The following is a 24,452-nucleotide window of genomic DNA, read 5'->3' on the forward strand; positions in this document are numbered from 1 at the left end:
AACCGGAGCATCGCCCCCGCCACGCGGCCCGTCGGGGCGGACCGTGTCCGGCCCGGATTTCGCAGGTCGGACGGCGCACTTGCGAAGACGGGGCGCGATCTTCAGATCACGGTCTGTCTGATGAGCGATCGCACTGCCGCATGGTGGCGCGACGCTGCGGATGAGGCGGACCGGGACCGATGATCAGCGCTTTCGACCTGTTCAAGATCGGGATCGGCCCGTCGAGCTCGCATACAGTGGGGCCGATGGTGGCGGCCCTCGATTTCCGCGAGCGGACGCGGCGGCGTCCCGGCCTCGCGCGCATCCGCGCCGAGATCTTCGGCTCCCTCGCCTGGACCGGGCGTGGGCACGGGACCGATGTCGCCATTCTTCTCGGCCTGCTCGGCCATAGCCCCGCCGGGATCGACCCCGACCGGGTCGACGAATACGTGGCCGAAGCGAAGCGGACGGGCAGGCTCGGCCTCGGTGGACCGGCTTTCGCCCTCGAGACCGATCTCGTCTTCAACTTCACCGAGGTGCTACCGGTCCATACCAACGGCATGCGGTTCCGCGCCCTCGACGAGCATGGCGGCGTGCTCGACACGGTCACCTGCTATTCCATCGGCGGCGGCTTCGTGGTCGGCGAGGAAGCGGCGGCGGTGGGCGAGGCAATGACGTTTCCGCTGCCCTATGCCAGCGCCGCCGATCTGCTGGCGACATGCCTGCGCACCGGTTTTTCCATCGCGCAGGTCCAGCGCGCCAACGAGGGCGCGAGCCGCAGCCGCGAGGCCATCGACGAGGGGCTGGACGCAATTCGCGACGCGATGTTCGCCTGTATCGACCGGGGTCTGCGCCAGACCGGCGAACTGCCCGGCGGCCTCAAGGTGCGGCGGCGGGCCAAGAAGCTGTTCGAGGATCTGGAGGCCAACCGCCACCTCAACGCCCGGCCGGCCCACGAGATCATGGACTGGATCAGCCTGTTCGCCCTCGCGGTGAACGAGGAGAACGCTGCCGGCGGCCGGGTGGTGACAGCCCCCACCAACGGCGCGGCCGGGATCGTCCCAGCTGTGTTGCGCTACGCCCGCGACTTCTGCCCCGGCTGGTCGGACGAGCGCGGCCGCGAATTCCTGCTGGTGGCGGCAGCCATCGGTGGTCTCATCAAGAGCCGCGCCTCGATTTCCGGCGCGGAAGTCGGCTGCCAGGGGGAGGTCGGCTCGGCGGCGGCCATGGCGGCGGCCGGCCTCGCCGCGCTGCTCGGCGGCTCGACCCTGCAGATCGAGAACGCGGCCGAGATCGCCATGGAGCATCATCTCGGCATGACCTGTGACCCGATCGGCGGCCTCGTCCAGATCCCCTGCATCGAGCGCAATGCCTTCGGCGCCAACAAGGCGGTGGTGGCCGCCTCCCTGGCACTACGCGGCGACGGCATCCATCGGGTCAGCCTGGACGAAGTCATCGAGACCATGCGCCAGACCGGCAACGACATGCAGGCGAAGTACAAGGAGACCTCGCTCGGCGGCCTGGCGGTGAACGTGGCGGCGTGCTGAGGGAGGGCGCATCCCCTCGCCCCGCTTGCGGGGAGAGGGCCGCGACGACCCCGTCGTCGGCGCGGCGAGGCGGCAGCCGAGGGTGAGGGGGCGCGTCCGAAGGAGCCTCATCCGAAGAGTCCCCCTCACCCTCGCTCCGGCTTCGCCTCCGCTCATCGCAGTCACGGCAAGGTGTCCGCGATCCTCTCCCCGCGCACGGGGAGAGGGGGAATGCGCGCGACCGTCAGCGGCGTCCCCGGTCCTTGCCCTCCGCCGCCCGGCGCAGGGCCTCGGCGAACGCACCGTCGGGGGCCGGGCCGCGTGGCGCCGGGGCCGGCGCGGGTCTCTGCTGTGGCCGTGAAGAGGAGCGTTCCTCCGGCCGCCCGCCGCGCGGCGCACCCGCTTCCTCCGAGCGCATGCTGAGCGCGATGCGCTTGCGGTTGGCATCCACCTCGACGACGCGCACCTGCACCACGTCGCCGGGCTTCACCACCTCGCGCGGATCCTTCACGAACCGGTCGGCCAGGACCGAGATGTGGACGAGACCGTCCTGGTGGACCCCGATATCGACGAAGGCGCCGAAGGCGGCGACATTGGTGACGACGCCTTCGAGGCGCATGCCGGGTCGGAGGTCCGAAATCTTCTCGACGCCCTCTTGGAAGGTCGCGGTCTTGAAGGCCGGTCGCGGATCGCGGCCGGGCTTTTCCAATTCCGACAGAATGTCGGTGACCGTGGGCAGGCCGAAGGTCTCGTCGGTGAAGCGCTTCGGGTCGAGGCTCTTCAGGATGGGGCCGTTGCCGATGACGGCCTGGATGGGCTGTCCGGCGGCGGCGAGGATGCGGCGCACCACCGGATAGGCTTCCGGATGCACGCCCGACGCATCGAGGGGATCGTCGCCATCGCGGATGCGCAGGAAGCCGGCGGCGAGTTCATAGGCCTTGGGCCCGAGGCCCGCGACCTTCTTGAGGCTTGCGCGGGTGCGGAACGGACCCTTCTCGTCCCGCGTCGTCACGATGTTGGCCGCCACCCGCTCGGAGAGACCGGAGACGCGGGCGAGCAGGGGCGCGGAGGCAATGTTCACGTCGACGCCGACGCCGTTCACGCAATCCTCCACCACCGCATCGAGGGCTTTGGAAAGCTGACCCTCGCCGAGATCGTGCTGATACTGACCGACGCCGATGGCCTTCGGCTCGATCTTCACCAGTTCGGCGAGCGGGTCCTGCAGGCGCCGGGCGATGGAGACAGCCCCGCGCAGGGTCACGTCGAGGCCCGGCAATTCGGCGCTGGCGTAGGCAGAGGCCGAGTAGACCGAGGCGCCGGCCTCCGACACCATCACCTTAGTGAGGTGCAGTTCCGGCTGCTTGGCGATGAGTTCGGCGGCGAGCTTGTCGGTCTCCCGCGAGGCGGTGCCGTTGCCGATGGCAATGAGCTCGACCTTATGGGCGCGGCAGAGCTTGGCCAGCGCGACGAGCGCGCCGTTCCAGTCGCGGCGGGGCTCGTGCGGGTAGATCACGTCGGTGGCCGCGACCTTGCCGGTGGCATCCACCACCGCGACCTTCACCCCCGTGCGGAAGCCGGGATCGAGGCCGAGAGTCGGCCGGGCACCGGCGGGGGCGGCAAGCAGCAGGTCGCGCAGGTTTCCGGCAAAGACACTCACGGCCCCGGTCTCGGCCACCTGTTTCAGGCGTCCGCGCAGGTCGGTGTCGAGGGCGGGTTTCAGCTTGGTGCGCCAGGTCCGGCGCACGGTCTCCATCAGGAAGCGGTCCCCCGGCCGGCCATGATCGCCGATGCGGAAGGCGCGGGCGATGCGCAGTTCCTGCCAGGAGGGCACGCCCTTCTCGGCCACGTCGCCGGGGGCGTCGGTGATGTCGAGGTCGAGGATGTCCTCCTTCTCGCCCCGGTACAGGGCCAGGATGCGGTGCGAGGGCAGGCGCGTGAGTGGTTCGGAGAAGTCGAAATAGTCGGCGAACTTCTCGCCGGCCGCTTCCTTGCCCTTCTTGACGCTGGAGGTCATCCGGCCGCGCTGCCAGACCGTGTCGCGCAAGGCGCCCACCAGTTCCGGGTCTTCGCCGAACCGCTCGATCAAAATCGTGCGGGCGCCTTCCAGGGCGGCATCCACGTCGGCGATGCCCTTGCCCGCATCGACGAAGGCGGCGGCAGCCTGTTCCGGCGCGCGTTCGGGATGGGCGAGCAGCGCCTCGGCGAGGGGGCCGAGCCCGGCCTCGCGGGCGGCTTGCGCCTTGGTGCGGCGCTTCACCTTGAACGGCAGGTAGAGATCTTCGAGCCGCGCCTTGGTGTCGGCACCGAGGATACGGGCCTTCAAGGCCGGGTCGAGCTTCCCCTGGCCGTCGATGCTCTCGAGGATGGCGGCGCGGCGCGCCTCCAGGTCGCGCAGATAGGCGAGGCGCTCCTCCAGATCGCGGAGCTGGGAATCGTCGAGGCCGCCGGTGACCTCCTTGCGGTAGCGCGCGATGAACGGCACCGTCGACCCGCCATCAAGGAGTTCGACGGCGGCAGCGACCTGCCGCTCGGCGACCTTGAGCTCCGCCGCGATGGTTGCAGTGATGGCGGCCATGGAATCCTCGCGCGCGTGAAGGGGCCGCGGTGTCTACAGGCCGGGCCGGAGAGCGGTCAAACCGGAGGGGTGATCCGGTGGATTCTCGAAGGCCGATCCTGGTGACAAATGCCGCGTGTCGATACCGATCGGTCAGGTGCGGCCGATGGACAAAGGTCCACGCCCGGCGGAGACTTACTTCAACAAAAAACGGGTTTGGGAGAGAAATGCCATGAGGCTCAGGCTTGGTCTGGCCGTGCTCGCCGTCGCCTTCGCAGGCGTGGCCGCAGCAGAGCCCCCGACCTTCCAGGTCGATCCGACTTGGCCTAAACCCTTGCCGGACAACTGGATCATGGGTCAGGCGTCCGGCGTCGCGGTGGATGCCGAGGACCGGATCTGGGTGGTGCAGCGCCCGCGCTCCCTCACCGATGACGAGAAGGCCGCGAGTCTCAACCCGCCGCGTACCAAATGCTGCCACCCCGCTCCGCCCGTGCTCGTCTTCGACCAGGCGGGCACCCTCGTCAGGTCATGGGGCGGGCCGGGCGAAGGCTATGACTGGCCGCAGAACGAGCACGGCATCCATATCGATCACAAGGGCTTCGTCTGGCTCGCCGGCAATGGCGAGCAGGACGGGCTGATCCTGAAATTCACGCCGGAGGGGAAATTCGTCCTGCAGATCGGCAAGCAGGGTCCCCAGACCAACAGCCTCGACACGACCCGCCTCGGACGGCCCGCCGCCATGCAGGTGGACCCCGAGACCAACGAGCTCTTCGTCGCCGACGGTTACTTCAACCACCGGGTCATCGTGTTCGATGCCGAGACCGGAGCGTTCAAGCGGATGTGGGGCGCCTACGGCAAGCCGCCCACCGACGAGACCCTGCCCGCCTACGACCCGGCCGCCGCCCCGGCCCAGCAATTCCGCAACCCGGTCCATTGCGTCCAGATCGCCCGCGACGGGCTGGTCTATGTCTGCGACCGGGCCAACGACCGGGTCCAGGTGTTCCGCCGCGACGGCAGCTTCGTGAAGGAGTTCTTCGTGGAGAAGACCACCCGCGCCAACGGCTCGGTCTGGGAACTGGCGCTCTGGCCCGACCCCGACCAGACCTACCTCCTCAATGCGGACGGCGCCAACAACGAGGTCCGCACCCTCAAGCGCGACACCGGCGAAGTGCTCGGCGCCTTCGGCCGCAACGGCCGCATGGCCGGCGACTTCCACTGGGTCCACAACCTCGCCGTGGACAGTCGGGGCAACGTCTTCACCACGGAGGTGGACACGGGCAAGCGCGCGCAGAAGTTCTTGTTTCGAGGGGAGATGGTGGTGCGGAAGCGGGTGGGGCCGTAGGGGTCGGAATGGGAAAAAGTGGGCCTCGACTCATGGTGTTCGCTCTCGCGGAAATAGGGTAGGCCTTGAAGTAGCCGTCGCCGCGAGACTGATTATGTCGCTGACTAACCTTCTGGTACCGACCTACAGGAACATGTTGCGGACGCTGGCCGGGCTGCTGGACAAGGCAGAGCATCAGATGGCGGATCCGGCCAATGGTCTGCTTTCGGCGCGTCTGGCACCGGACATGTATCCGTTGGCGTCACAAGTGTGCTTTGCCGCCTACCAAGCTCAGGAGGCGACGTTCCGCCTTCGCGGTGAGGACATTCCCCTATCGCTCGCCGCCGTGGCGGCCGAAGGGCGTAATGCCGGCGAGGTGCCCGGATCAATGGCGGATGCACGGGCTCGTATCACCGAGGCATTGGCGCTTCTGGACGGCCTCCCGAACGATGCCCTCGATGCCGGTGCGACTCTGCCAATCGTGATCGAGCTTCCGGGCAACATCACGTTCGATATGAGCGGCGAACAATACGCTCGGGATTGGGCTCTGCCTCAGTTCTACTTTCACATCGTCACCGCCTACGCCATCTTGCGGCATTACGGCATCACACTCGGCAAAGCCGATTATGTGCCTCACATGTTCGCATATCTCCGGCCCGGATCACTGCCATCAGCATGACCGGAGAGCGGCTTGGCTGCCTGCAACCCGCTCCCATCCCTCAAAACCGCCCCGCCACCGTCAATCGCACCGCCATCGGCTCCACCGGATGCAGATGCGTGTCCGCCACCCCGCTCGCCGGCTCTCCCCGCAGCCGCGACTCATAAAAATAATCGATCTGGCTCGCCTTGACGTTGAGCAGGTTGAGGATGTCGAGCTGCACCGTGAGGCCGTTCTCGAAGTTGTAGCCGATGCGGCCATTCACCAGCGTGGTCGGCTTCGAGCGGACGGAATTGTCCTCGATGAGCGGGCGCGACCCGAAATAGCGAAGCCGCATCGTGCCGAACCAGCCGAGCGCGTCACCGAGGGTAAAGCCGGCCGCCGCGATGGCGGTGGGGGCGGCGGGAATGCGGCTCCCCGCTGGGTCGCGATCGGCGAAGCGGGCATGGGTGACGGTGAGGTCGGCATCGACGGCGAGCCAGGGCGTGACCGCGTAGTGGTTGGTCCACTCGATGCCGGTGCGCCGGCTCGGGCGGCTCGGCTCGGTGGTGCCGGCATCACCCACGAACAGGTTCTCGGAATCGAAATCGAGCTGGAACAGGGTCACGGTCGATTCGAGGCCGGCGATGGAGCGGTTGCGCAAGCCCACCTCCGAGCCCACGGAGCGCACCAGCAGCGGCACCCGGTCGAGGGGGAACAGAGGGTTGCCCGGATCGACCGTAATGGTCGCGCCCCGCGCGTCGTTGGAATGGAAGCCCTCGCCGTAATTCACGAACAGTTCGGTCTCGGCCCAGGGGCCGAACACGACGCCGAGCTTGGGGCTGACGATGCCGTCCCGCGCATGGCCTGAGTTCAGCGGATTGTTCGATCTCACGCTCGCGTCGTAGGCGTCGGCGCGAAGGCCGACGCTGGTGCGCAGCCAGTCGGTCCAGCGCAGGCGATTCTCGAAGTAGAGCGCGGCGCTGCCCTCCTGCACGCGGTCGTCGCGCACGGTGGAAAGCGAGGTGCGCGCCCGCGTGTTGAACAGGCCCACATGGATGTCGTCGAACCGGGTCTGCACGCCGATCTCGTTCTCCATGGGCAGGCCGAACAGCTCACCCTTGAACACCCTGGCGATCTCGCCGCCGGCGACGGTGCGGCTGTCGAGCTGGCGGAACTGGTCGCCGTTGACCGGATCGTTGAGGAAATAGGTGAAGTTGTTGAACAGGTTGAGGTTCGAGCGGATGACGTAGGCGCTGGCGCGGGTGACGCCGCCGTCGTCCGACCGGCTCCAGCGGCCCGACAGGGAGAAGCGGCTGGCAGCGCCGCCATCGCTCGGATCGAGAGTGCCGAAGCGGCCGATCACGCCTTCGGAAATGGCCCGCTGCGGAACCTGGTTCGTCGCCGTCCAGCGGTTGGAATAGGCCATGCCGGTGAGGGAGAACCCGTCGAGGGCAGTGCCCTGGCTGTAGCGCAGCACGCCGTTGAGCTTGCGGATGTCGTCCGGCACCACCCAGGGGCCGTCATAGACCTGAGCCTCGCCGGCGGCGAGGAGCGTCCCCTCCCCGAGGGGTGCGGAGGCGATGGTGAGCGCCCGCTTGTAGCCGAAGCTCCCGAGGGAGGTGAGCGCGAATGGGCGGGGCACCGCGTCGATCGTGTCGATCCGCACCGATCCGGCGGAGGCGAAATCCCCGTCACGGGCGAAATACGGGCCCTTGTGGAACTCCACCGCGCCGACGAGTTCGGGAATGAGGAAGTTGATGTCGGCATAGCCCTGGCCGTGGCCATGGGTGCGCATGTTGGCCGGCATGCCGTCGATGGTGATGGCGATGTCCGTGCCGTGGTCGAGGTTGAAGCCGCGCAGGAAGTACTGGTTGGCTTTTCCCTCGCCGGAATGCTGCGTGACGATGAGGCCGGGCACGGCCTCCAGCACCTCGCCGGGGCGGGTCACCGGGCGATCGTTGAGGGCCCTGCCGGTGATGACGCCCGAACTCGACGTCAGCGCGGGAGCGGACAGGGCGCCGAACGCCTCGGCCCCGCCGGTTCCACCCGTGGCCCCGCCGAGACCGGGACCGGCCGCTGCAGGGGGCGGGCGCATGTCGGCGGCCACGGAGAGTTCGTTGAGGGTCGCCTCGGCGGTGGTTGCCGTCTCGGACTGGGCAAGAACCGGCGAGGCGGATGCCAGGAATCCGACAGCGAGGAGCGGGGTAACGAGACGGGCGGACACAGGCGGAGACCTCGGGCAACGGCAGTGGCACGTCACCGCGAACGAAGCCGATCCCTACGCGAGCGCAGGCCTCGACACCCCACCAGGACACCCCGCCCGATGCGTTTCGCGTGTGACCACGACTGACGGCAGGTCTCCTGGCTCGCGGGTCGACGCCCTCTCATCGTCTTCCCAGAAGCCGGAGCCTCCAGTGACGTGTTGATGATGGGCTCGCCGCTTACAGTTGCGGGGGCAGCCGCGGCATCGGACGCAAGATCCTCACCGCGTTCCCTTTTGATCCCCCGAAGAGGAACCGTCAGTCTCAGGCTAGGTCGGCCGCGACGAGAGGGTCAATTGCGAGATGATCCCGCACCGATCATCGCCGCTGCCCTGTCGCATTGCAGCAACGTCCGGCGTCAATCCGGCAGAGCGTCGAGGTTCTTCGGCTCCTCGATGCGGCGGCCATTCTTCTCGGCCCGGAAGCGCTTGCCCATCTCGTAGGCCGATTTGCGCATGCGCATGATCCCGCCGAGCGGCCGGTGCGCGGCCAGCCCGTGCCAGGGGCTGAACGACAATCCGTCATCGACATAGGCGGCGCGGGCCTCGCTCCAGCTGGCCTGCGGCGCGGCGGTGAGGGTGGCGATGGTACGGTAGGGGCTCGCGGTCTCAGGCCAGATTACGGAGGCGTCCTCCACCGGCATGTCGTCGAGGTTCAGGCACAGCTGCGCCCGCAATTCCCAGGTGCCGCCGTGGATGCGAAAATGCTCTATCACCGCCTCGCGGATCGCGTCGGCGGCGCTCGTGTCGTCCAGAGGCTTGTTCGCCAGCGCCCTCATTTCGGGAGAGACCGGGACGAGGGAGATCTTGGCGATGTGATCGCCGAAGCGCAGCGGAACCTGACTGTAGAAACTGTCGCCGAGGAGATGCGTCTCGGGCTGCCCACCGAGGGTCGCCAGGGTCGGGCTCGGCGAACCGGTGGTCGCGACGACCGCGCTCTGCACGCCCCGAAGCGCCGCCGATGCGGCCTTCTTCAGTCCCTCCGCCCGATCGGTGGTCTTGGCGAGGAGCTTCAGCGTCGCCAGGAACGGCTTCGGTCCCGGCGCCGAGAAGGTCGGGCCGTTGACGAGCACAAAATCCTGCGTGGCATCCCCTTCCGATCCTTCGAGACGCTCTCCCTCGACACCGAGGACCTTGATCGCCACGCCGCGCGGGGTGGAGACGCTGTCGTCCAGGATGTCGCCCGGAATGGTCGAGAAGCGCATCACCACCGGATAGCGCCCCGGCTTCGCGAACAGGCCCTGCGCCAGTTCGGGGGACAGGTCGGTCGCCACCTCCAACTCGGCCCTCAGCGCGCCATGCGCCTTGGCATGGACGCTGCGGATTGCATGACCGCCATCGGCGAGCGTCTTCTCGCTGATGGAGCGCATGGTCTCGTTCAGGGCCCGGCTGGTCTCGGCCTCATCGGCTTCGGGGATCTCGACGGCGGGCGTGTAGCGCAGGTAGGGGGTCTCGGTCGCCAAGGGTGCTGCTCCGGGGAATGGCGGATTCCGCGCCCCGAGGCGTTTCGACGGCCTCGAGAGAACCGTGCGGCTCCGCAACTTGGTGTTGTTCCAAGGTAGGACTCCCCGGCCGGTACTCTCGTTCCGATCCCTGTCGCACCTCGCCAAGTCGTGAGGTTGCCCGGCGATCAGGCGGCGTTGTCCCAGGTCTCGCTGATCGGGCGACCGGCGCGCATGAGGCGCGCACGCAGGACGACGTCGCCGGGCGGCAGCGGCGTCGGCGGGCGCCATTCCACGTAGAGGCGCCAGCCGCCGGTCTGGGGCACCCGCTCCACCACCGGATCGACCATGGTGCCGGCGCTGGCCGAGACCTCGGCCGCGATGTCACCGGCTGGGCCGGTGGGCAGGCCCGGCCCTTCGAAATCGATGACGTAGAGCCGCCGCTCCGGGCTGGGCGGCGTGGTCGGGCGCAGGCGCTCGGCCGAACCGACGCGGGTGGAGACCACCCGGGCGAGCGCGCTGAGCACCGCGGTGTCCGGTTCGGCCCCGACAGTGGCAAGAGTGTAGGCGAGGTCGAGGGCACTCCCCGCCGCGACGGCCGCATCCGGCACGAAGGCGGCGACGATGTTGTCCATGTACTCTTCGCGGGACGGGATTTCGAAAAGTTGCACACCCCCGGCGCCGAACCCTGCCTGGGGCGTGACCCAGAGGCCGGGTCGCGCCTCGTGACGGGCCTGGACATCAAGATAGGCGGCAAAGTTTCGTTCGCGCTGGAACAGTCCGAACCCGTCGAGGGGTTCGGTGCGGAAAGCCGAGATCTGCGGCTCTCGCCGTCCGTTGCTCAAGGGACGCCAAAGGCGATCGTCCTTGGTCGCCACCACGAGCCCGTCGGAATCGTGAACCTGGGGCCTGAAATCGTCGAACGGCTCGGCTCCGCGCGCGCCCGGACCGTTCGCGCCATGCAGGAACATGCTGGTGAGCGGCGCGAGGCCGAGACGCGGGATCGCGGCGCGGGGATGCAGCGAGGCGGTGACGACCATTCGCGAGGTCGCGCCGGGTTCCACCACGAAGCGATAGGCACCCGCGAGACTCGGTGAATCGAGGAGCGCCAGGATCGTGACGGCGCGGGAATCGGCCTTCGGCTCGCAGATCCAGAACGCCGTGAAGTCCGGAAACTCTTCCGCGCCGGGACCGCCGGTCTGGATCGCGGCACCGCGCGCCGACAGGCCGTATTCCTGCGCCTTTCCGCGAAGCCGAAAATACGAGGCGCCGAGGAAGACTAGGAATTCTTCCTGATTAGCCGGCTTCGCACCATCGAAGGCGTGATGCAGCCGGAAGCCGGCAAAGCCCAGATCGCCGGAAAAGTCCTGCGCTGCCAAGTCCGCCCCGAGATCGAACAGGCCCGACTGGTAGAGGATCGGCTGCGGCGGCCCGTCCGGCGGCTGGAGGAACAGGGCGACGCGCTTCTTCTGCAGGAAACCGCGATGGAACAGCTGCAGCGAGAACGAACCGCCGAGGCGTGGAGCCGCGTCGGGACGGAAGGTGATCGCGCGGTAGCCATCGTAGCTGAGGCCGGCGAGGGGTGCCGGGAGATCCTCCGGAGCGGGCCGGTAGGGTGCGCCTGCGAGGCGGCGGGCCTGGGCCACGACGCCCTCGAAGGTCATCGGCCCGTCACGGGGAGGGTCGACTTTATCGGCGGCCATCGTTCTGGCGGTATTCAGGTCGACGGCACTAGGCATTATCATGCCTGCGGCCACGCTGAGCGCGGTTTGCAAGGTCTGTCGCCGCGAGGGGGCATCACGCTCCGAACGCTCGTCTTCACCGTCGCCCCGTATCATCGATGTCCTTCGCTTCATGATGGACGACGGCCCCTCTCAGCCTCGATCGAGTGTCCAGCGCCCCATGTCCATCACGCGGTTGTCGCACGACGCATCCCCGGTCGGAATCCCGAACCCGGCGATTCCCGAAAGTCAGTCCGGCGAGGCCCCTTCGCTGCTGATGCGGCGGCTCCTGCTGGCCCTGCCGACCCTGGCCACCGCGGCCGCGATCTCCTGGCTCGCTTTGTCCGCTTACGGACGCCCGGACGGCATTCTGGGTTGGACCGTGCTGGTCCTGTTCGGCCTCGTGATGACGTGGCAATCCTTCGTCGCCTGGCAATACGTCTACGGACTCGTGGCGGCGGGGCTCGGCGATGACGCCAAATCCGCGATCGAGATCCGCTCGGCCACGGTTCCGGCCACCGCCTCGGGCCTCAGCCGCACGGCTGCCGTGGTGGCGATCCATGCCGAAGACGCGGTGGCGGTGTTCGCCGCGTTGCGCGTCATGGCCCGCTCGCTTCAGCGTGGCGGCGGCGACGGGTCCGATATCGACATCTTCGTCCTCTCCGACACGCGTGACGGTGCCATCGCGGCGGTGGAGGAGCATGAATTCGCCCGGATCGAGGCATGGGCGCGCCTGAACGGCCCTGGCCTGCCGCGCTTCCGCTACCGGCGGCGCCAGGACAATGCGGGCCGCAAGGCCGGCAACATCGCTGAGTTCTGCAAGTCCTACGGCTCGGAATACGATTTCATGATCGTGCTCGACGCCGACAGTCTGATGACCGGCGCCACCATGCGCCGCCTCGCCCGGTTGATGGAGGAAGCGCCCAAGGTCGGGCTGATCCAGACCGTCTCCTACGCGACCGGCCGGGACACGCTGTTTGCCCGTATCCAGCAATTCGCCGTGCGGCTCTACGCGCCGCTGTCGATCCGCTGCCTCGAGACCTGGCAGGGCGCGGATGGAAGCTATTGGGGACACAACGCGATCCTGCGGGTCGCGGCCTTCGCCGATAATGCCGAACTGCCGGTGCTGCCCGGCAAGGCGCCGCTCGGCGGCGAGATCCTGTGCCACGACATCGTCGAGGGCGCGCTCCTGCGCCGGGCCGGCTGGGAGGTCCACCTCCTGCCGGAGATGGGCGGCACCTGGGAGGAGATGCCAACGAACCTCATCGATCTCCTCGGGCGTGAACGGCGCTGGTGCCAGGGCAACATGCAGCACCTGCGCATCACCACCCTGCCGGGTCTTCGGGCGGCGAGCCGCTGGCACCTGATGGTCGGGATCCTGTCCTACCTCGCCTGCCCGCTCTGGGTGCTGTTCCTCGCCACCGCCTCTATCCAGGCCGCCGTGACCGGCGATCTCGGCCTCCTGGCCTATGGACTCACCGGGACGGGCCTCGCCGCCCATGCGCTGGCTGCTCTCGTCGTGGCCGTGATGGCCCTGCCGAAGCTCCTCAGCCTCGGCCATGTCCTGGCCTCGCCGACCCGCCGCGCCGCTTTCGGCGGCACCGCCTCGCTCCTGAAGAGCGCCGTGCTCGAACAGATCGTCTGGGTGCTGCTCTGGCCGGTCATGACGGTCTTTGCCGCCGGCGCCGTCGCCACCACCTTCATCGGCCGCGTGGTGCGCTGGGATTCGCAGGTGCGCGACGACCGTCAGGTGCCGTGGTCCGAGGCGATCCGCCTGCAGGTGGACGCCCTGGTGGCGGGCGCCCTGCTCACCGGCCTGCTGATCTATGCCGGCGACCCCTGGCTCGCCCTGTGGATGGGGCCGGTGGCCCTCGCCCTGCTCACGAGCCCGGCCTTCAGCGTGCTGACCAGCCGTGCCGATCTCGGCCGCGCCTCGCAGAGGAACAACCTGTTCCTGTCTGTCGACGATACGGACCGTGCCGCCGAACTCCTGGACCTCGCATCGGTCCGCCGGGGCGAAGAGCGCAGCAAGCCCGTTCGCCCGGACGTCTGGGCAAGCGCGGAGGCGGAAATCTCCGCACCGCGATGAGGTCAGAGCAGTGAGAGGCTAGGGTTTCTCCAGCACTTCGATCGGGTTGGTGCGCTGGCTCGGCTTCGGCTCGGCGGCGGCGGCGCCGGCATTCCCATCCGCCTTCTCACGTCGGGCGCCGGAACTGGTATCCGCGCCCGGTCCGGTGCCCTGCGTCGGAACCGTGCCGCTCGCCAGTTCGAGGCAAGTCACCATCTCCACGTAGGACGGGAAGCCGCCGGCCTCGAACTGCTTCTCGCACTGCCTCTTGGCGGCTGGCGAATAGTCGCCCCAACGACGCTGGGCTTCCTTGCGCGCCGCCTCCTCCGAACGGAGGCAGCCTTCGACGGTGGAGGTGTCGCTGACGCTGGCTTCCGCGCGGACCGACGACTTGCAGGTCGCCTGCACGTCGAGCTTGGGCGGCCCATCGGCGGCCAAGGCGGCCCCGGTGAGAGCGACGAGCGCGAGGGCACCGGTTAGAAGGGGAACAGGGTATCGCATCGGGTCGTCCTCGCTCGCAGCGCGGCGACCGCCCGGCGGCGGTCCGTCCCTCGCACAATGCGCGAAGGGCGGGATCGCACCAAGAACCGACGAGGAAATCAGCCGAGGGTCGCGTCCAGATCGGCGAAGAGGTCGTCCGCATGCTCGATCCCCACCGAGAGCCGCAGCAGATCGGGCGGACATGGCGTGCCCGGCCCTTCCACCGAGGCGCGGTGTTCGATCAGGCTCTCGACGCCGCCGAGCGATGTGGCGCGCTTCCATAGGCGCACCCGTGCCGCCGTGGCGATGGCTGCCTCCTCGCCGGCCGCGACTCGGATCGACAGCATGAAGCCGAAACCGCCCTCCATCTGGCGTGCCGCCACCGCATGGCCGGGATCGTCGGGGAGGCCGGGATAGAGCACCGACGCCACGCGCGGATGCGCCGAGAAGCGCCTGGCGAGGTCCGCCGCATTGGCCGATTGCGCGGCGACCCGCAGGGGTAGGGTCCGCAGCGAGCGCATGAGGAGATAGGCCTCGAATGGCCCGAGGATCGCCCCACCGCCGGCACGGATCGCGCCGATCCGCTCCCAGAACGCATCGGTGCGCGCTGAAGCGAGGACACCGGCGACAACGTCCGAATGACCGTTCAGGATCTTGGTGGCCGAATGCATGACGATGTCGGCCCCGAGCGTCAGGGGCCGTGTGTGGATCGGCGAGGCGGCGGTGGAATCGATGGCGAGACGCGCCCCTGCCCCGTGCGCGAGCTCGGCCGCGGCAGCAATGTCGGTGATGGTCCAGAGCGGATTGCCGGGCGTCTCCACCCAGACGAGCTTCGTCGTGCCCGGCCTGATCGCAGCCCGCAGGGCGTCGAGATCGTCCATGGCGACGAAGTCGAGGCCCCAGCCCCGGCGCGGCGCTTCCTGCTGGAGCCAGCGCTTGAGCGCCCAGTACATCACGAGGGGGGCGACGATATGGTCTCCGGGCTCCAGGGCCGAGAAGACGGCCGTGGCCGCCGCCATGCCGGAGCCGAACAGCATCGCGCCGGCCTCCGCCTCCTCCAGCATGGCGATGACGGCCTCCGCCTCGCGGGTCGTGGCGTTGTCGGGCCGGGCATAGGAGAAGCCCGAACTGTAGCCGTTGTCGGGATCGCGGATGAACGTCGTCGAGACATGGAGCGGTGCCACCACCGCCCGCGTCACCGGATCGACATGGCCCATGGCCTGCGCGGCCAGGGTACGCTTGGTGAAACTCGGCTTGGCGTGAGTGGACGAGGGATCTTCGGCGGGTTCGGACATGGGTATCGTTCCGGCAAATGGGCCCCTTGACCCGTGGGAGAGACGCAGCGAAACAATAGCGGAATGCTATGTTCCGCCTCGACGAATTTCGCTATCCGCTCACGTCATGATGCAGGTCGCCTACAGCAAGGACGCCGTGAGGGCACTGACCCGCATGCCGGCGAACGTAGCGAGACTCATTCGAACGAAGATCGACGAATATGCCGGACATCCGGGGTCTCAGGCCAACAACGTGAAGGCTCTGAAGGGTCAGCATGGTGTCTATCGCCTGCGGGTCGGCGACTGGCGAATCCTGTTCACCCAGGATGGGCATATCCTCGCCATCATTAAAATCGTGCCTCGCGGTAGCGCATACGATTAAATCAGGACGGTTCGCCATGGGTGCCCAGACGATCGTGACGGCAAGGGGCGAGCGGCTCGTCGTGTTGCCGGAAGCGGAATACGAAGCCCTGCTCGAAGCCGCCGAGAATGCGGAGGATCGCCTCGCCGTCACCGAGTTTCAGCGCAAGCTCGCCCTCGGCGAAGAAGAACTCGTGCCCTCGGCGATCGTCGAACGATTGCTTTCGGGTGAGAATCGCATCCGTGTCTGGCGCGACCATCGCGGCATGACGGCGGCAACCCTCGCGGACAAAGCCGGCATCGCGCAGGCCTACCTGTCGCAGATCGAGACGGGAAAACGGGAGGGGACAATCGAGACCCTGTGCAAGCTCGCCTCGGCCCTGGCCGTCTCCCTCGACGATCTCGTCGGGTTCGGGCCCCACGGGACCGAAACAGAGAATCGCGATACGGGTAAGACATCGGCATGACCACCTCTCACATTCCGTATCGCTCGCCGCTCTCTCCGATAGCGAGACTCGCGGTCGCCATCCTGCCGGTGGTGGCGACGTCCGTCGTCGGCTCGCTCAGCACCACGCCGAACATCGAGGGCTGGTATGCCGGCCTGACGAAGCCCGGCTTCAACCCGCCGAACTGGCTGTTCCCGGTGGCTTGGACGATCCTCTACGCGATGATCGCGCTGTCGTTCTGGCGTTTGCTCGGAGCGTCTCCGGCGACGGGTCCGATGCGGCGAGGTTGGTGGCTGGCGGTCGGTGCCTTCCTCGCCCAACTCGCGCTCAACGCGGCCTGGTCGCCGGTCTTCTTCTCGGCCCATGCCCTCGGCTGGGCGGGAATCGTCGCCGCGGCGATGCTGGTAATGATCCTCTGGACCATCCGCCTGTCCTGGCGCTTCGACCGGTTCGCGGCGTGGCTGCTCGTGCCCTACGCCGCCTGGGTCGCCTTCGCGACTCTGCTCACCGTCACGCTCTGGCGGTTGAACTGATCGATTCCTACTCCGCCGCCTCGACGAACACCGTGCCGGCGCGCGGCAGGTCGAGCGTGTCCCAGGTCTCCGTCAGGGCCGCCGTCAGCTTGGCGATGCGGGCTGCGTCGTGGAACGGCGAAGGCGTGATCCGCAGGCGCTCGGTGCCGCGCGGCACGGTGGGGTAGTTGATCGGCTGGATGTAGATGCCGTGCTGTTCGAGAAGGTGGTCGGCCGCCGCCTTGCACAGCTCGGCATCGCCCACCATCACCGGCACGATATGGGTCTCGGTGGGGAGGACCGGCAGGCCCGCCTCTTCCAGCGCGGCCTTGGTGAGGGCGGCCTGGCGCTGATGCGCCGCGCGCTCCACCTGCGAGCGCTTGAGGTAACGCACCGAGGCGCGGGCCGCTGCCGCGATGGCCGGCGGCAGGGCGGTGGTGAAGATGAAGCCCGGCGCATGGCTGCGCACGGCGTCGCACAGCACGGTGGAAGCGGTGATGTAGCCGCCGACACAGCCGAAGCCCTTGGCCAGGGTGCCCTCGATCACATCGACCCGGTGCATCACCCCATCGCGCTCGGCGATGCCGCCGCCACGCTCGCCGTAGAGCCCCACCGCATGGACCTCGTCGAGATAGGTCATGGCGCCGTACTTGTCGGCGAGGTCGCAGATGGCGGTGATGTCGGAGACGTCGCCATCCATCGAATAGACGCTCTCGAAGGCGATCAGCTTGGGGCGGTCCCCGGCGGCGATCAGCAGTTCCTCGAGATGGGCGAGATCGTTGTGGCGGAAGATGCGCTTCTCGCAGCCGGAATGGCGCACGCCCTCGATCATCGAATTGTGGTTGAACGCATCCGACAGGATCAGACAGTTCGGAATCAGCTTGGCGATGGTGGAGATGCCGGCCTGGTTCGAGACGTAGCCCGAGGTGAAGACGAGGCCCGCCTCCTTACCGTGCAGATCGGCTAGCTCACGCTCCAGATCCACCAGCGGCGAGTTGTTGCCGGCGATGTTGCGGGTGCCGCCGGCGCCGACGCCGCATCGGGCAGCGGTCTTGGTCATGGCCGAGACCACGTCCGGATGCTGGCCCATGCCAAGGTAATCGTTCGAACACCATACGGTGATTTCGCGGGTGCCACCGTCGGGGCGGCGCCAGTTGGCGGTGGGAAAACGTCCGGCGATCCGCTCGATATCAGCGAAGACCCGGTAGCGCCGCTCGTCGTGCAGCCGGTCCACCGCCCTGCGGAAGTAGCCTTCGTAATCGGTTCGTCCGTGCCCGAACGACGCGCGGGTAGAGGATCCTTCGGCCGAGGGATCACGGGGCGTCGTCGTATCGCTGATCATCGTCATCGCGGGCATCCGATTCACGGGCATCCGTCCTTCACGCTATGGCCGACCGCATGTCAGCGCCGCTCTAGGCGGCCTCGGCATCCGCTCGTCTGCATTCAGCAGCAGCATCGTTACAAAGGGCTTGTTCCGAAGCACCAAACTCTCCGCTGCAGGCCTCGTCGATATGAGTCCCGCTGGCGCAACGATCTCGCTTCGCATGGCGCGGAAGGAATCAGACGGTGCTGATTTCGACGCCACGGCCCTGACGATACAGGCGAACTTGGAATTGGTTCAAGTCGACTCCTGCATTCCAGCTCTGCGCCTGTTGAGACCGGGTCGCAAAGCCGGTATTTCGCCCTGGCGACGAAGGGTCGCGCAGTGATCGCCATGAAGAACGACGCCACGCGGAACGAGCGCCTGAAGGCGGCCCTGCGGGACAACCTAAAACGGCGCAAGGCCCAGACGAGGATCCGTGGGCAGGCAGCGACTGCAACGGAAACCGGCGATGCCGCCGAGCGACCGGACGCGAAGCCGGATCGCGACGGAGACGGCTGACGATCCTTTTTCGGACAAAACTCACGTATAGGCGGCTCGATAAGGCCGTGCCGCGAGCGCACCGCTACCGTTTGCAGAACCAGGATGGCGCCGCCCTCTCGTTACGGGGAGGGGCGTGACGCCGCGCGAAGGACGACGATGGACCGGATCAACATCATCGGCGGAAAGCCGCTCCACGGCGTCATTCCGATCTCGGGCGCCAAGAACGCCGCCCTGCCGCTGATGATCGCGAGCCTGATGACGGGGGAATCCCTCGAACTCATGAACGTGCCGCGCCTCGCCGACATCCACGCCCTGCTGCGCATCCTCGGCAATCACGGTGTCGACCACATGGTGGTGGGCAAGCGCCCGGGTGATACGACGGAGACCGGCCAGACCATCCGGCTCACCGCCTCCAACGTCATCGACACCACCGCGCCCTACGAACTCGTCTCTACCATGCGGGCGAGTTTCTGGGTCATCGCGCCGCTGCTCGCACGGTTCGGTGAGGCCCGTGTCTCGATGCCCGGCGGCTGCGCCATCGGCACCCGCCCCATCGACCTCATGCTGATGGCCCTGGAGCGCCTCGGCGCCACCGTCGAAATCGACGGCGGCTACGTCGTGGCGAAGGCCAAGAGCGGCCTGCGCGGCGGCGAGATCCACTTTCCCAAGGTCACGGTGGGCGGCACCCATGTGGCGCTGATGGCGGCGGCGCTCGCCAACGGATCGACCCTGATCGAGAATGCCGCGCGGGAGCCGGAAGTCGTCGATCTCGCCGATTGCCTCATCAAGATGGGCGCCAGGATCTCGGGGGCCGGCACCCCGCGCATCACCATCGAGGGTGTCTCGCGCCTCAACGGCGCCCGCCACACCGTCCTGCCGGACCGGATCGAGACCGGCACCTACGCCATGGCGGCCGCCATGGTGGGGGGCGACGTGACCCTGGAGAACACCCGGGCCGACCTGCTGCACAGCGCGCTCGACGTGCTGACGACGACGGGCGCCGAGATCACCAGCACCGCCGACACGATCCGCATTCGGCGCAATGGCGGCGGCATCGCTGCGGTGGACGTGACCACGGACCCGTTCCCCGGCTTCCCCACCGACCTCCAGGCGCAGTTCATGGCGCTGATGACCCTCGCCAAGGGCCAGTCCCACATCCGCGAGACCATCTTCGAGAACCGCTTCATGCACGTGCAGGAACTGGCGCGCCTCGGGGCCAGGATCCGGCTCGAGGGCGATCTCGCCATCGTCGACGGGGTGGAGCGCCTCAAGGGCGCGCCCGTCATGGCGACCGACCTGCGCGCCTCGGTCTCCCTCGTCATCGCCGGCCTCGCCGCCGAGGGCGAGACCAGCATCAACCGGGTCTATCATCTCGATCGCGGCTTCGAAGCGCTCGAAGCCAAGCTCGGCCGCTGCGGCGCCGAGATCAGCCGCATCCGCTCCTGAGCCTCTCCTGTCCGGGAGGCGGTCCTCGCCTCCCGGACAAGGCCACTATTCCAGTACGTTGCCGCGCTTGGGGCCGAATCCCGGGATGTCGCAGCGGCAGGGCGACTGGATCGGGCTCGGATAGGCGGGGCAATTGCCGCGCGCCGTGACGCAGACGCTACCCATGCGCTGGCGTCCGTATCGCTGCTGCTGCACCGGCCGACGCTCGCCATCCTCGTAGGGCCGGGCATAGCCATCGTAGCGATCATAGCCCCGCGGCCGGTCGTCGCCGTAGGGCGAACGGCCACGAGGCGACCTGTCGTAGCCATCGTCGATGCGGAACTGGACCTGCGCCTGGGCCTGCCCCAGGCCGAGGGCCGTCGTCGCCGCCAGGGCGGTCAGGGCGGCGAAGGCGATGCGGCATACGGGTCCGAGAATCATGGTGGTGGATGTCCCAATCGAGAGTACGGCGAAAGACTAACCTGTTCCGCATGAACGCCGTCTGACGTCGCCCCCCGCAAACGGCCCATATCGCCGGCACGCCGTAATTGTTCCGGGCCGCGCAGTTGCCGCAGGGCGGCCGCCTCGCTACCTACGGCCGACCCTCTTCCACATCCGGCGCCCGATCCGGCGGCGTCCGGCCAGAAGCGAACCCGACATGGAGCTCCTCAAGCTCGCTGCCCTCGACGCGGAGGATCTCGCGATCCTCTCGGCCCATCTTCAGGATGCGGTCCTGCTCCCGCAGGATCTCGCTTATCTCGCACCGTCACACCGCTTCGTGCTGGTGGGGCGGCGTTTCGACTGGTCGGCCCCGGAGGGGGAGGCCCCGCGCCGTCGCCTCACCGGCCTCCATTTCGAGCGGGTCATGGCCGTGCGCGCGCGCGGAATCACGCCCGGCTCCACCTCCGACGAGCCTCTCAACCTTCTGGCCGTCACCTTCCAGCCGAAGGAGGAACCCTCCGGCACCATCACCCTGGTCTTTGCCGGCAAAGTAGCGATCCAGCTCGATGTGGAATGCATCGAAGCGCGCCTGAAGGATCTCGGTCCGGTCTGGGAGGTGGAAGGCCGCCCCGATCACGAGGCGGCGCAAGCCGGCCGCGCCGCGATCCAAGGTGATGCGGGTACGGCTCCCTCCGACAAGGACTACGTCGTGAAAGATTCTGCCTGATGGTGCGCCTCGACAGCCGCGACGCCGATTTCGCCACCGCCTTCGCCGGTCTTCTCAGCGTCAAGCGCGAGATCTCCGAGGATGTGGACGAGACCGTTCGCGGGATCATCGCCGGTGTGATCTCCGGGGGCGACGCCGCCCTGGTGGACTACACCCGCCGCTTCGACCGGCTCGGCGAGGACTTCTCCGCCGCGACCCTGCGGGTGACCCCGGATGAGGTACGGGCTGCCATCGCCGCCTGCCCGGCCGAGTCCCTCGATGCCCTGCGGCTCGCCGCGACCCGCATCGAGACGTTCCATCGCGGCCAGGTACCCGGCGACCACATGGCCACCGACGATCTCGGCGTGACGTCCGGCTGGCGTTGGACGTCGCTGGAATCGGTGGGGCTCTACGTGCCCGGCGGGACGGCGAGCTACCCCTCTTCCGTCCTCATGAACGCCATTCCGGCTCGCGTCGCCGGGGTCCCGCGTGTCGTCATGGTCGTGCCGATGCCCGAAGGACAGATGAACCCCCTGGTCCTGGCCGCGGCGGACCTTGCGGGCGTCACCGAGATCTACCGGATCGGCGGGGCCCAGGCCGTGGCGGCGCTGGCCTACGGCACCGAGACCATCGCCCCCGTGGCCAAGATCGTCGGACCGGGCAACGCCTGGGTGGCCGCCGCCAAACGCCGGGTCTTCGGGCAGGTCGGAATCGACATGATCGCCGGCCCGTCCGAGGTACTGATTCTGGCCGACGGCCACGCCAACCCCGATTGGGTGGCCGCCGACCTCCTCGCCCAGGCCGAGCACGATGTGGCCGCCCAGTCGATTCTCATCACCGATTCGCCCGCCCTCGCCGACGCCGTGGAGAGCGCCGTGGAACGGGCTCTCGCCACCCTGCCACGGGCCGACATCGCTAGGGCGAGCTGGCGCGATTACGGCGCGATCGTCCTCGTCTCGGATTTCGAGGAGGCCGTGCCCCTGGTCGACCGCCTCGCCCCGGAGCATCTGGAGATCGAGACCGCCGACCCGGAGGCCCTGGCCGCCAAGGTCCGCAATGCCGGTGCGATCTTCCTCGGCAGCCATACGCCGGAAGCCATCGGCGATTACGTCGGCGGCCCGAACCACGTACTGCCCACCGCCCGCTCGGCACGGTTCTCCTCGGGCCTCGGCGTGCTCGACTTCATGAAGCGGACGACGATCCTGCGCTGCGATCCCGCCGCGCTGAGGGCCTTGGGGCCGGCAGCCATCGCCCTCGGACGGTCGGAGGGCCTCGACGGCCACGCCCGCTCGGTCGCGATCCGCCTGAATCTGTGAGGGGACGATGGCCGGCTCAGAACAACCAGAAACGGGACAAGCGGCAGAGAAAGCGTCGTCCATCCACCGCCTCGCGGCGGTGACCTTCGACGAGGATTCCATCGGCCGGGGCAATCCCGATCAAGAGCACGAGCGCGCCATCGCGATCTTCGACATCCTGGAGGAGAACCACTTCTCCATTCCCGGACGCGAGGGCCCCTACGCCCTCACCCTCGGCCTCGTGGAGAACAAGCTCTCCTTCGCGATCCGCCGGCAGGACGGTGAGCCGGTGATGACCCATCTCCTGTCGCTGACCCCATTCCGCCGGGTGATCCGCGACTACGAGATGATCTGCGAGAGCTACTACAACGCGATCAAGACCGCCTCACCGACTCAGATCGAGGCGATCGACATGGGACGGCGCGGCCTGCACAACGAAGCCTCCGAACTCCTCCGGCAGCGCCTCGAAGGCAAGGTCGATCTCGACCACGACACCGCGCGACGCCTGTTCACCTTGGTCTTCGCCTTGCACTGGAAGGCGTGAGCGCCCTCCCCGTCGTTTGAAGCCCGAGGCAGTCACCGGATGGCGGAAGAGGCCGGCCCGAAGAAGACGCGCGTGCAGTCGGTGCTGTTCATGTGCAACTTCAACGCCGTGCGGTCCCTCGCGGCGGAGGCGGTGGCGCGTCACTATTTCGGCAAGTCCACCTATGTGCAGTCAGCGGGCGTCCGCTCCGGCGAGCCGGCAGACCCGTTCATGGTTGCGGCCCTCGACGAGATCGGCATCAACGCCTCCAAGCACCGACCCCGGACCCTCCTCGAACTGGAGGAGTGGGAGGGGCTGAATTTCGACCTCATCATCACCCTGTCGCCCGAGGCGCACCACGCGGCTCTGGAGGTCACTCGGACCAACGCCGTCGACGTGGAATACTGGCCGACGCCGGACCCGACGCTGATGCAGGAAGCCTCACGCGATCAGCGCCTCGAAGCTTATCGCGACGTCCGTGACGGGTTGATCACCCGAATCAAGGCCCGGCTGAAGCCGTAATGCGCCGGAGCGAGGTCACCACGCCGTAGCTCTTCTCGGCGATGCGCTCCACCGCCACCCCCAGGGGCTCCACCGCCACCGCCATGTGGTGGCCGTTGGCGTGGATGAGACGGGTCTCGTCCAGCATCATCCCCACATGGCCGCGCCAGAAGACGAGATCGCCCCGGACCAAGCCGTCGAGGTGCTGGGGCAGCGCCGTGCCGAGAGCCGCTTCCTGCTGATCCGCGTCGCGGGGAGACGGAATGCCCGCCATGGCGAGGCAAAGCTGGACGAGGCCCGAGCAATCGAGCCCGAGACTGGTGCGACCTCCCCACAGATAGGGCGTACCCACGAGACGCTCGGCGGTTGCGGCAGGGTCGGACTCCACTGTGCCGACCGGGACGCAATGATCGGCGAAGACGTAAGAGCCCTCCGCCAAGCGCAGGAACTCACCCTCCCGCCCGGTGACGCCGAGCCCTGCACCGAGGCTCACGTGCCCTAGTGGTGGCCGCTTCATGTTGGCGGCCGGATAGAGGAAGGTCCGAATGGCCGTCACCCGATGGGTCGGGGACGGGACGCCCAGGGCGCAGGATTCCGCCGGCAGGTAGCCGACATAGCCGTCGGATTCGAACTGTACGAAGGTGAAGCCGTCGCTCGTGTCGTAGAGGGTCAGGGGATCGCCCATGACCGCTTCGGTCTCGATGCCGGCGTCGAGACTCGGTCGCCGCCGCAAGGGGGCGGATGCCACGATGAGCCGGCCGGGCTGCCCCGCTACATAGCGTTCGGCGTCGAGCCGGCCGCGCAGGCGGAGATCGGCGAGGTCGGGGCGGGCCGGGACCAGCCTGGAATCGGTGAGATCGGTGATGGGAAACATGATGGGCGCAGTATCGACGGGAGCCTGACGGCGCGCAACGCATCGGGCGAGGCCCCAATGGAGCCACTAGGATATGCGTCATAATGACGCGTATCTTGCTCCTTCGATGGGCATTCGCTCTGGCAATCGAATAGGGAAATGGCATCCCGGCCTCGATCTGGCGGAATTTCCGACTCCAATGGCGGGGAATGCGCGAAACGCGTGGGTGCATCGTTAAAATGGTGCAATGCACCGGAGCCC

At 68.0% G+C, this 24,452-nt stretch carries 22 protein-coding genes and 1 riboswitch; of the genes, 13 read left to right on the top strand and 9 right to left on the bottom strand.

Features of this window, described 5'->3' with window-relative positions:
• Positions 1-179 precede the first annotated feature (179 nt).
• Complete coding sequence (locus IPV08_RS05760) at positions 180-1,526, top strand: L-serine ammonia-lyase (protein ID WP_207411112.1); 1,347 nt, start codon at positions 180-182, stop codon at positions 1,524-1,526.
• Between the two features lie 223 nt (positions 1,527-1,749).
• Here the strand turns inward: IPV08_RS05760 and IPV08_RS05765 are convergent, their stop codons facing one another.
• The gene (locus IPV08_RS05765) at positions 1,750-4,080 is read right to left on the bottom strand and encodes a Tex family protein (protein ID WP_207411113.1); all 2,331 of its coding nucleotides are present in this window, start codon (positions 4,078-4,080) and stop codon (positions 1,750-1,752) included.
• A gap of 211 nt (positions 4,081-4,291) precedes the next feature.
• Between IPV08_RS05765 and IPV08_RS05770 the strand changes: the two genes are divergently transcribed.
• A complete protein-coding gene (locus IPV08_RS05770; protein WP_207411114.1) occupies positions 4,292-5,401 on the top strand; it encodes a hypothetical protein in 1,110 nt (369 codons plus the stop codon).
• A 94-nt stretch (positions 5,402-5,495) separates the two neighbouring features.
• Entirely contained in the window at positions 5,496-6,059 is a 564-nt protein-coding gene (locus IPV08_RS05775) for a DUF1993 domain-containing protein (protein ID WP_207411115.1), read from the top strand.
• Positions 6,060-6,099: 40 nt separating this feature from the next.
• Here IPV08_RS05775 and IPV08_RS05780 read toward each other — a convergent pair whose 3' ends face one another.
• From IPV08_RS05780 to IPV08_RS05790, 3 genes are all read right to left on the bottom strand, one after another.
• Positions 6,100-8,115 (bottom strand): TonB-dependent receptor, encoded by a 2,016-nt coding sequence (locus IPV08_RS05780; RefSeq protein ID WP_246747825.1) that lies wholly within the window; start codon positions 8,113-8,115, stop codon positions 6,100-6,102.
• 238 nt (positions 8,116-8,353) lie between these two features.
• Positions 8,354-8,556, bottom strand: a riboswitch (cobalamin riboswitch).
• 83 nt (positions 8,557-8,639) lie between these two features.
• Positions 8,640-9,743 (bottom strand): catalase family protein, encoded by a 1,104-nt coding sequence (locus IPV08_RS05785; RefSeq protein WP_207411117.1) that lies wholly within the window; start codon positions 9,741-9,743, stop codon positions 8,640-8,642.
• A 167-nt stretch (positions 9,744-9,910) separates the two neighbouring features.
• A complete protein-coding gene (locus tag IPV08_RS05790; protein ID WP_207411175.1) occupies positions 9,911-11,386 on the bottom strand; it encodes a glucan biosynthesis protein in 1,476 nt (491 codons plus the stop codon).
• Positions 11,387-11,624: 238 nt separating this feature from the next.
• Between IPV08_RS05790 and mdoH the strand changes: the two genes are divergently transcribed.
• The gene (gene mdoH, locus IPV08_RS05795) at positions 11,625-13,532 is read left to right on the top strand and encodes a glucans biosynthesis glucosyltransferase MdoH (RefSeq protein WP_207411118.1); all 1,908 of its coding nucleotides are present in this window, start codon (positions 11,625-11,627) and stop codon (positions 13,530-13,532) included.
• A gap of 18 nt (positions 13,533-13,550) precedes the next feature.
• On the opposite strand, the gene IPV08_RS05800 is transcribed toward mdoH, so the two are convergent.
• Together IPV08_RS05800 and IPV08_RS05805 are read right to left on the bottom strand one after the other, a co-directional pair.
• Positions 13,551-14,012 (bottom strand): hypothetical protein, encoded by a 462-nt coding sequence (locus tag IPV08_RS05800; protein WP_207411119.1) that lies wholly within the window; start codon positions 14,010-14,012, stop codon positions 13,551-13,553.
• 98 nt (positions 14,013-14,110) lie between these two features.
• Complete coding sequence (locus IPV08_RS05805) at positions 14,111-15,286, bottom strand: aminotransferase class V-fold PLP-dependent enzyme (protein ID WP_207411120.1); 1,176 nt, start codon at positions 15,284-15,286, stop codon at positions 14,111-14,113.
• Positions 15,287-15,392: 106 nt separating this feature from the next.
• On the opposite strand from IPV08_RS05805, the gene IPV08_RS05810 reads away from it, so the two are divergent.
• The 3 genes from IPV08_RS05810 to IPV08_RS05820 are packed head-to-tail and all read left to right on the top strand — an operon-like array spanning position 15,393 to position 16,604.
• Positions 15,393-15,647: a type II toxin-antitoxin system RelE/ParE family toxin gene (locus tag IPV08_RS05810; RefSeq protein WP_207411121.1), complete on the top strand. Its 255-nt coding sequence runs from the start codon at positions 15,393-15,395 to the stop codon at positions 15,645-15,647.
• A 16-nt stretch (positions 15,648-15,663) separates the two neighbouring features.
• Positions 15,664-16,092 (top strand): helix-turn-helix transcriptional regulator, encoded by a 429-nt coding sequence (locus IPV08_RS05815; protein WP_207411122.1) that lies wholly within the window; start codon positions 15,664-15,666, stop codon positions 16,090-16,092.
• Positions 16,089-16,604, top strand: coding sequence for a TspO/MBR family protein (locus IPV08_RS05820; RefSeq protein WP_207411123.1), 516 nt, complete (start codon positions 16,089-16,091; stop codon positions 16,602-16,604). Before IPV08_RS05815 ends, IPV08_RS05820 begins: the two co-directional genes overlap by 4 nt.
• A 7-nt stretch (positions 16,605-16,611) precedes the next feature.
• Here the strand turns inward: IPV08_RS05820 and hemA are convergent, their stop codons facing one another.
• Positions 16,612-17,955 (bottom strand): 5-aminolevulinate synthase, encoded by a 1,344-nt coding sequence (hemA, locus tag IPV08_RS05825; RefSeq protein ID WP_207411124.1) that lies wholly within the window; start codon positions 17,953-17,955, stop codon positions 16,612-16,614.
• A 342-nt stretch (positions 17,956-18,297) separates the two neighbouring features.
• Between hemA and IPV08_RS05830 the strand changes: the two genes are divergently transcribed.
• Both IPV08_RS05830 and murA read left to right on the top strand, forming a co-directional pair.
• The gene (locus IPV08_RS05830) at positions 18,298-18,465 is read left to right on the top strand and encodes a hypothetical protein (protein WP_207411125.1); all 168 of its coding nucleotides are present in this window, start codon (positions 18,298-18,300) and stop codon (positions 18,463-18,465) included.
• A 138-nt stretch (positions 18,466-18,603) separates the two neighbouring features.
• On the top strand, positions 18,604-19,893 hold the full coding sequence (murA, locus tag IPV08_RS05835) for a UDP-N-acetylglucosamine 1-carboxyvinyltransferase (RefSeq protein WP_056422896.1): 1,290 nt from the start codon (positions 18,604-18,606) through the stop codon (positions 19,891-19,893).
• Between the two features lie 45 nt (positions 19,894-19,938).
• On the opposite strand, the gene IPV08_RS05840 is transcribed toward murA, so the two are convergent.
• The gene (locus tag IPV08_RS05840) at positions 19,939-20,313 is read right to left on the bottom strand and encodes a hypothetical protein (protein ID WP_207411126.1); all 375 of its coding nucleotides are present in this window, start codon (positions 20,311-20,313) and stop codon (positions 19,939-19,941) included.
• 217 nt (positions 20,314-20,530) lie between these two features.
• Here IPV08_RS05840 and IPV08_RS05845 point away from each other — a divergent pair, with 217 nt between their 5' ends.
• The 4 genes from IPV08_RS05845 to IPV08_RS05860 are packed head-to-tail and all read left to right on the top strand — an operon-like array spanning position 20,531 to position 23,359.
• Entirely contained in the window at positions 20,531-21,040 is a 510-nt protein-coding gene (locus IPV08_RS05845) for a DUF2948 family protein (RefSeq protein WP_207411127.1), read from the top strand.
• Positions 21,040-22,335 (top strand): histidinol dehydrogenase, encoded by a 1,296-nt coding sequence (hisD, locus tag IPV08_RS05850; protein WP_207411128.1) that lies wholly within the window; start codon positions 21,040-21,042, stop codon positions 22,333-22,335. Before IPV08_RS05845 ends, hisD begins: the two co-directional genes overlap by 1 nt.
• A 7-nt stretch (positions 22,336-22,342) precedes the next feature.
• Positions 22,343-22,858, top strand: coding sequence for a UPF0262 family protein (locus tag IPV08_RS05855; protein ID WP_056422904.1), 516 nt, complete (start codon positions 22,343-22,345; stop codon positions 22,856-22,858).
• A 39-nt stretch (positions 22,859-22,897) separates the two neighbouring features.
• Entirely contained in the window at positions 22,898-23,359 is a 462-nt protein-coding gene (locus tag IPV08_RS05860) for a low molecular weight phosphatase family protein (RefSeq protein ID WP_056422907.1), read from the top strand.
• Here the strand turns inward: IPV08_RS05860 and IPV08_RS05865 are convergent.
• Complete coding sequence (locus IPV08_RS05865; protein ID WP_207411176.1) at positions 23,337-24,203, bottom strand: NlpC/P60 family protein; 867 nt, start codon at positions 24,201-24,203, stop codon at positions 23,337-23,339. The genes IPV08_RS05860 and IPV08_RS05865 overlap by 23 nt on opposite strands.
• Between the last annotated feature and the right edge of the window lie 249 nt (positions 24,204-24,452).

Origin of the sequence: Methylobacterium sp. SD274 (assembly GCF_017355285.1) — a bacterium.
Lineage (GTDB): Bacteria > Pseudomonadota > Alphaproteobacteria > Rhizobiales > Beijerinckiaceae > Methylobacterium.

Bases quoted from the DNA above. Each gene is read 5' to 3' on its own strand.
- IPV08_RS05760 (WP_207411112.1), top strand. From the start codon at position 180: ATGATCAGCGCTTTCGACCTGTTCAAGATCGGGATCGGCCCGTCGAGC.
- IPV08_RS05765 (WP_207411113.1), bottom strand. From the start codon at position 4,080: ATGGCCGCCATCACTGCAACCATCGCGGCGGAGCTCAAGGTCGCCGAG.
- IPV08_RS05770 (WP_207411114.1), top strand. From the start codon at position 4,292: ATGAGGCTCAGGCTTGGTCTGGCCGTGCTCGCCGTCGCCTTCGCAGGC.
- IPV08_RS05775 (WP_207411115.1), top strand. From the start codon at position 5,496: ATGTCGCTGACTAACCTTCTGGTACCGACCTACAGGAACATGTTGCGG.
- IPV08_RS05780 (WP_246747825.1), bottom strand. From the start codon at position 8,115: ATGCGCCCGCCCCCTGCAGCGGCCGGTCCCGGTCTCGGCGGGGCCACG.
- IPV08_RS05790 (WP_207411175.1), bottom strand. From the start codon at position 11,386: ATGACCTTCGAGGGCGTCGTGGCCCAGGCCCGCCGCCTCGCAGGCGCA.
- mdoH (WP_207411118.1), top strand. From the start codon at position 11,625: ATGTCCATCACGCGGTTGTCGCACGACGCATCCCCGGTCGGAATCCCG.
- IPV08_RS05800 (WP_207411119.1), bottom strand. From the start codon at position 14,012: ATGCGATACCCTGTTCCCCTTCTAACCGGTGCCCTCGCGCTCGTCGCT.
- IPV08_RS05805 (WP_207411120.1), bottom strand. From the start codon at position 15,286: ATGTCCGAACCCGCCGAAGATCCCTCGTCCACTCACGCCAAGCCGAGT.
- IPV08_RS05810 (WP_207411121.1), top strand. From the start codon at position 15,393: ATGATGCAGGTCGCCTACAGCAAGGACGCCGTGAGGGCACTGACCCGC.
- IPV08_RS05815 (WP_207411122.1), top strand. From the start codon at position 15,664: ATGGGTGCCCAGACGATCGTGACGGCAAGGGGCGAGCGGCTCGTCGTG.
- IPV08_RS05820 (WP_207411123.1), top strand. From the start codon at position 16,089: ATGACCACCTCTCACATTCCGTATCGCTCGCCGCTCTCTCCGATAGCG.
- hemA (WP_207411124.1), bottom strand. From the start codon at position 17,955: ATGCCCGTGAATCGGATGCCCGCGATGACGATGATCAGCGATACGACG.
- IPV08_RS05830 (WP_207411125.1), top strand. From the start codon at position 18,298: ATGAAGAACGACGCCACGCGGAACGAGCGCCTGAAGGCGGCCCTGCGG.
- murA (WP_056422896.1), top strand. From the start codon at position 18,604: ATGGACCGGATCAACATCATCGGCGGAAAGCCGCTCCACGGCGTCATT.
- IPV08_RS05840 (WP_207411126.1), bottom strand. From the start codon at position 20,313: ATGATTCTCGGACCCGTATGCCGCATCGCCTTCGCCGCCCTGACCGCC.
- IPV08_RS05845 (WP_207411127.1), top strand. From the start codon at position 20,531: ATGGAGCTCCTCAAGCTCGCTGCCCTCGACGCGGAGGATCTCGCGATC.
- hisD (WP_207411128.1), top strand. From the start codon at position 21,040: ATGGTGCGCCTCGACAGCCGCGACGCCGATTTCGCCACCGCCTTCGCC.
- IPV08_RS05855 (WP_056422904.1), top strand. From the start codon at position 22,343: ATGGCCGGCTCAGAACAACCAGAAACGGGACAAGCGGCAGAGAAAGCG.
- IPV08_RS05860 (WP_056422907.1), top strand. From the start codon at position 22,898: ATGGCGGAAGAGGCCGGCCCGAAGAAGACGCGCGTGCAGTCGGTGCTG.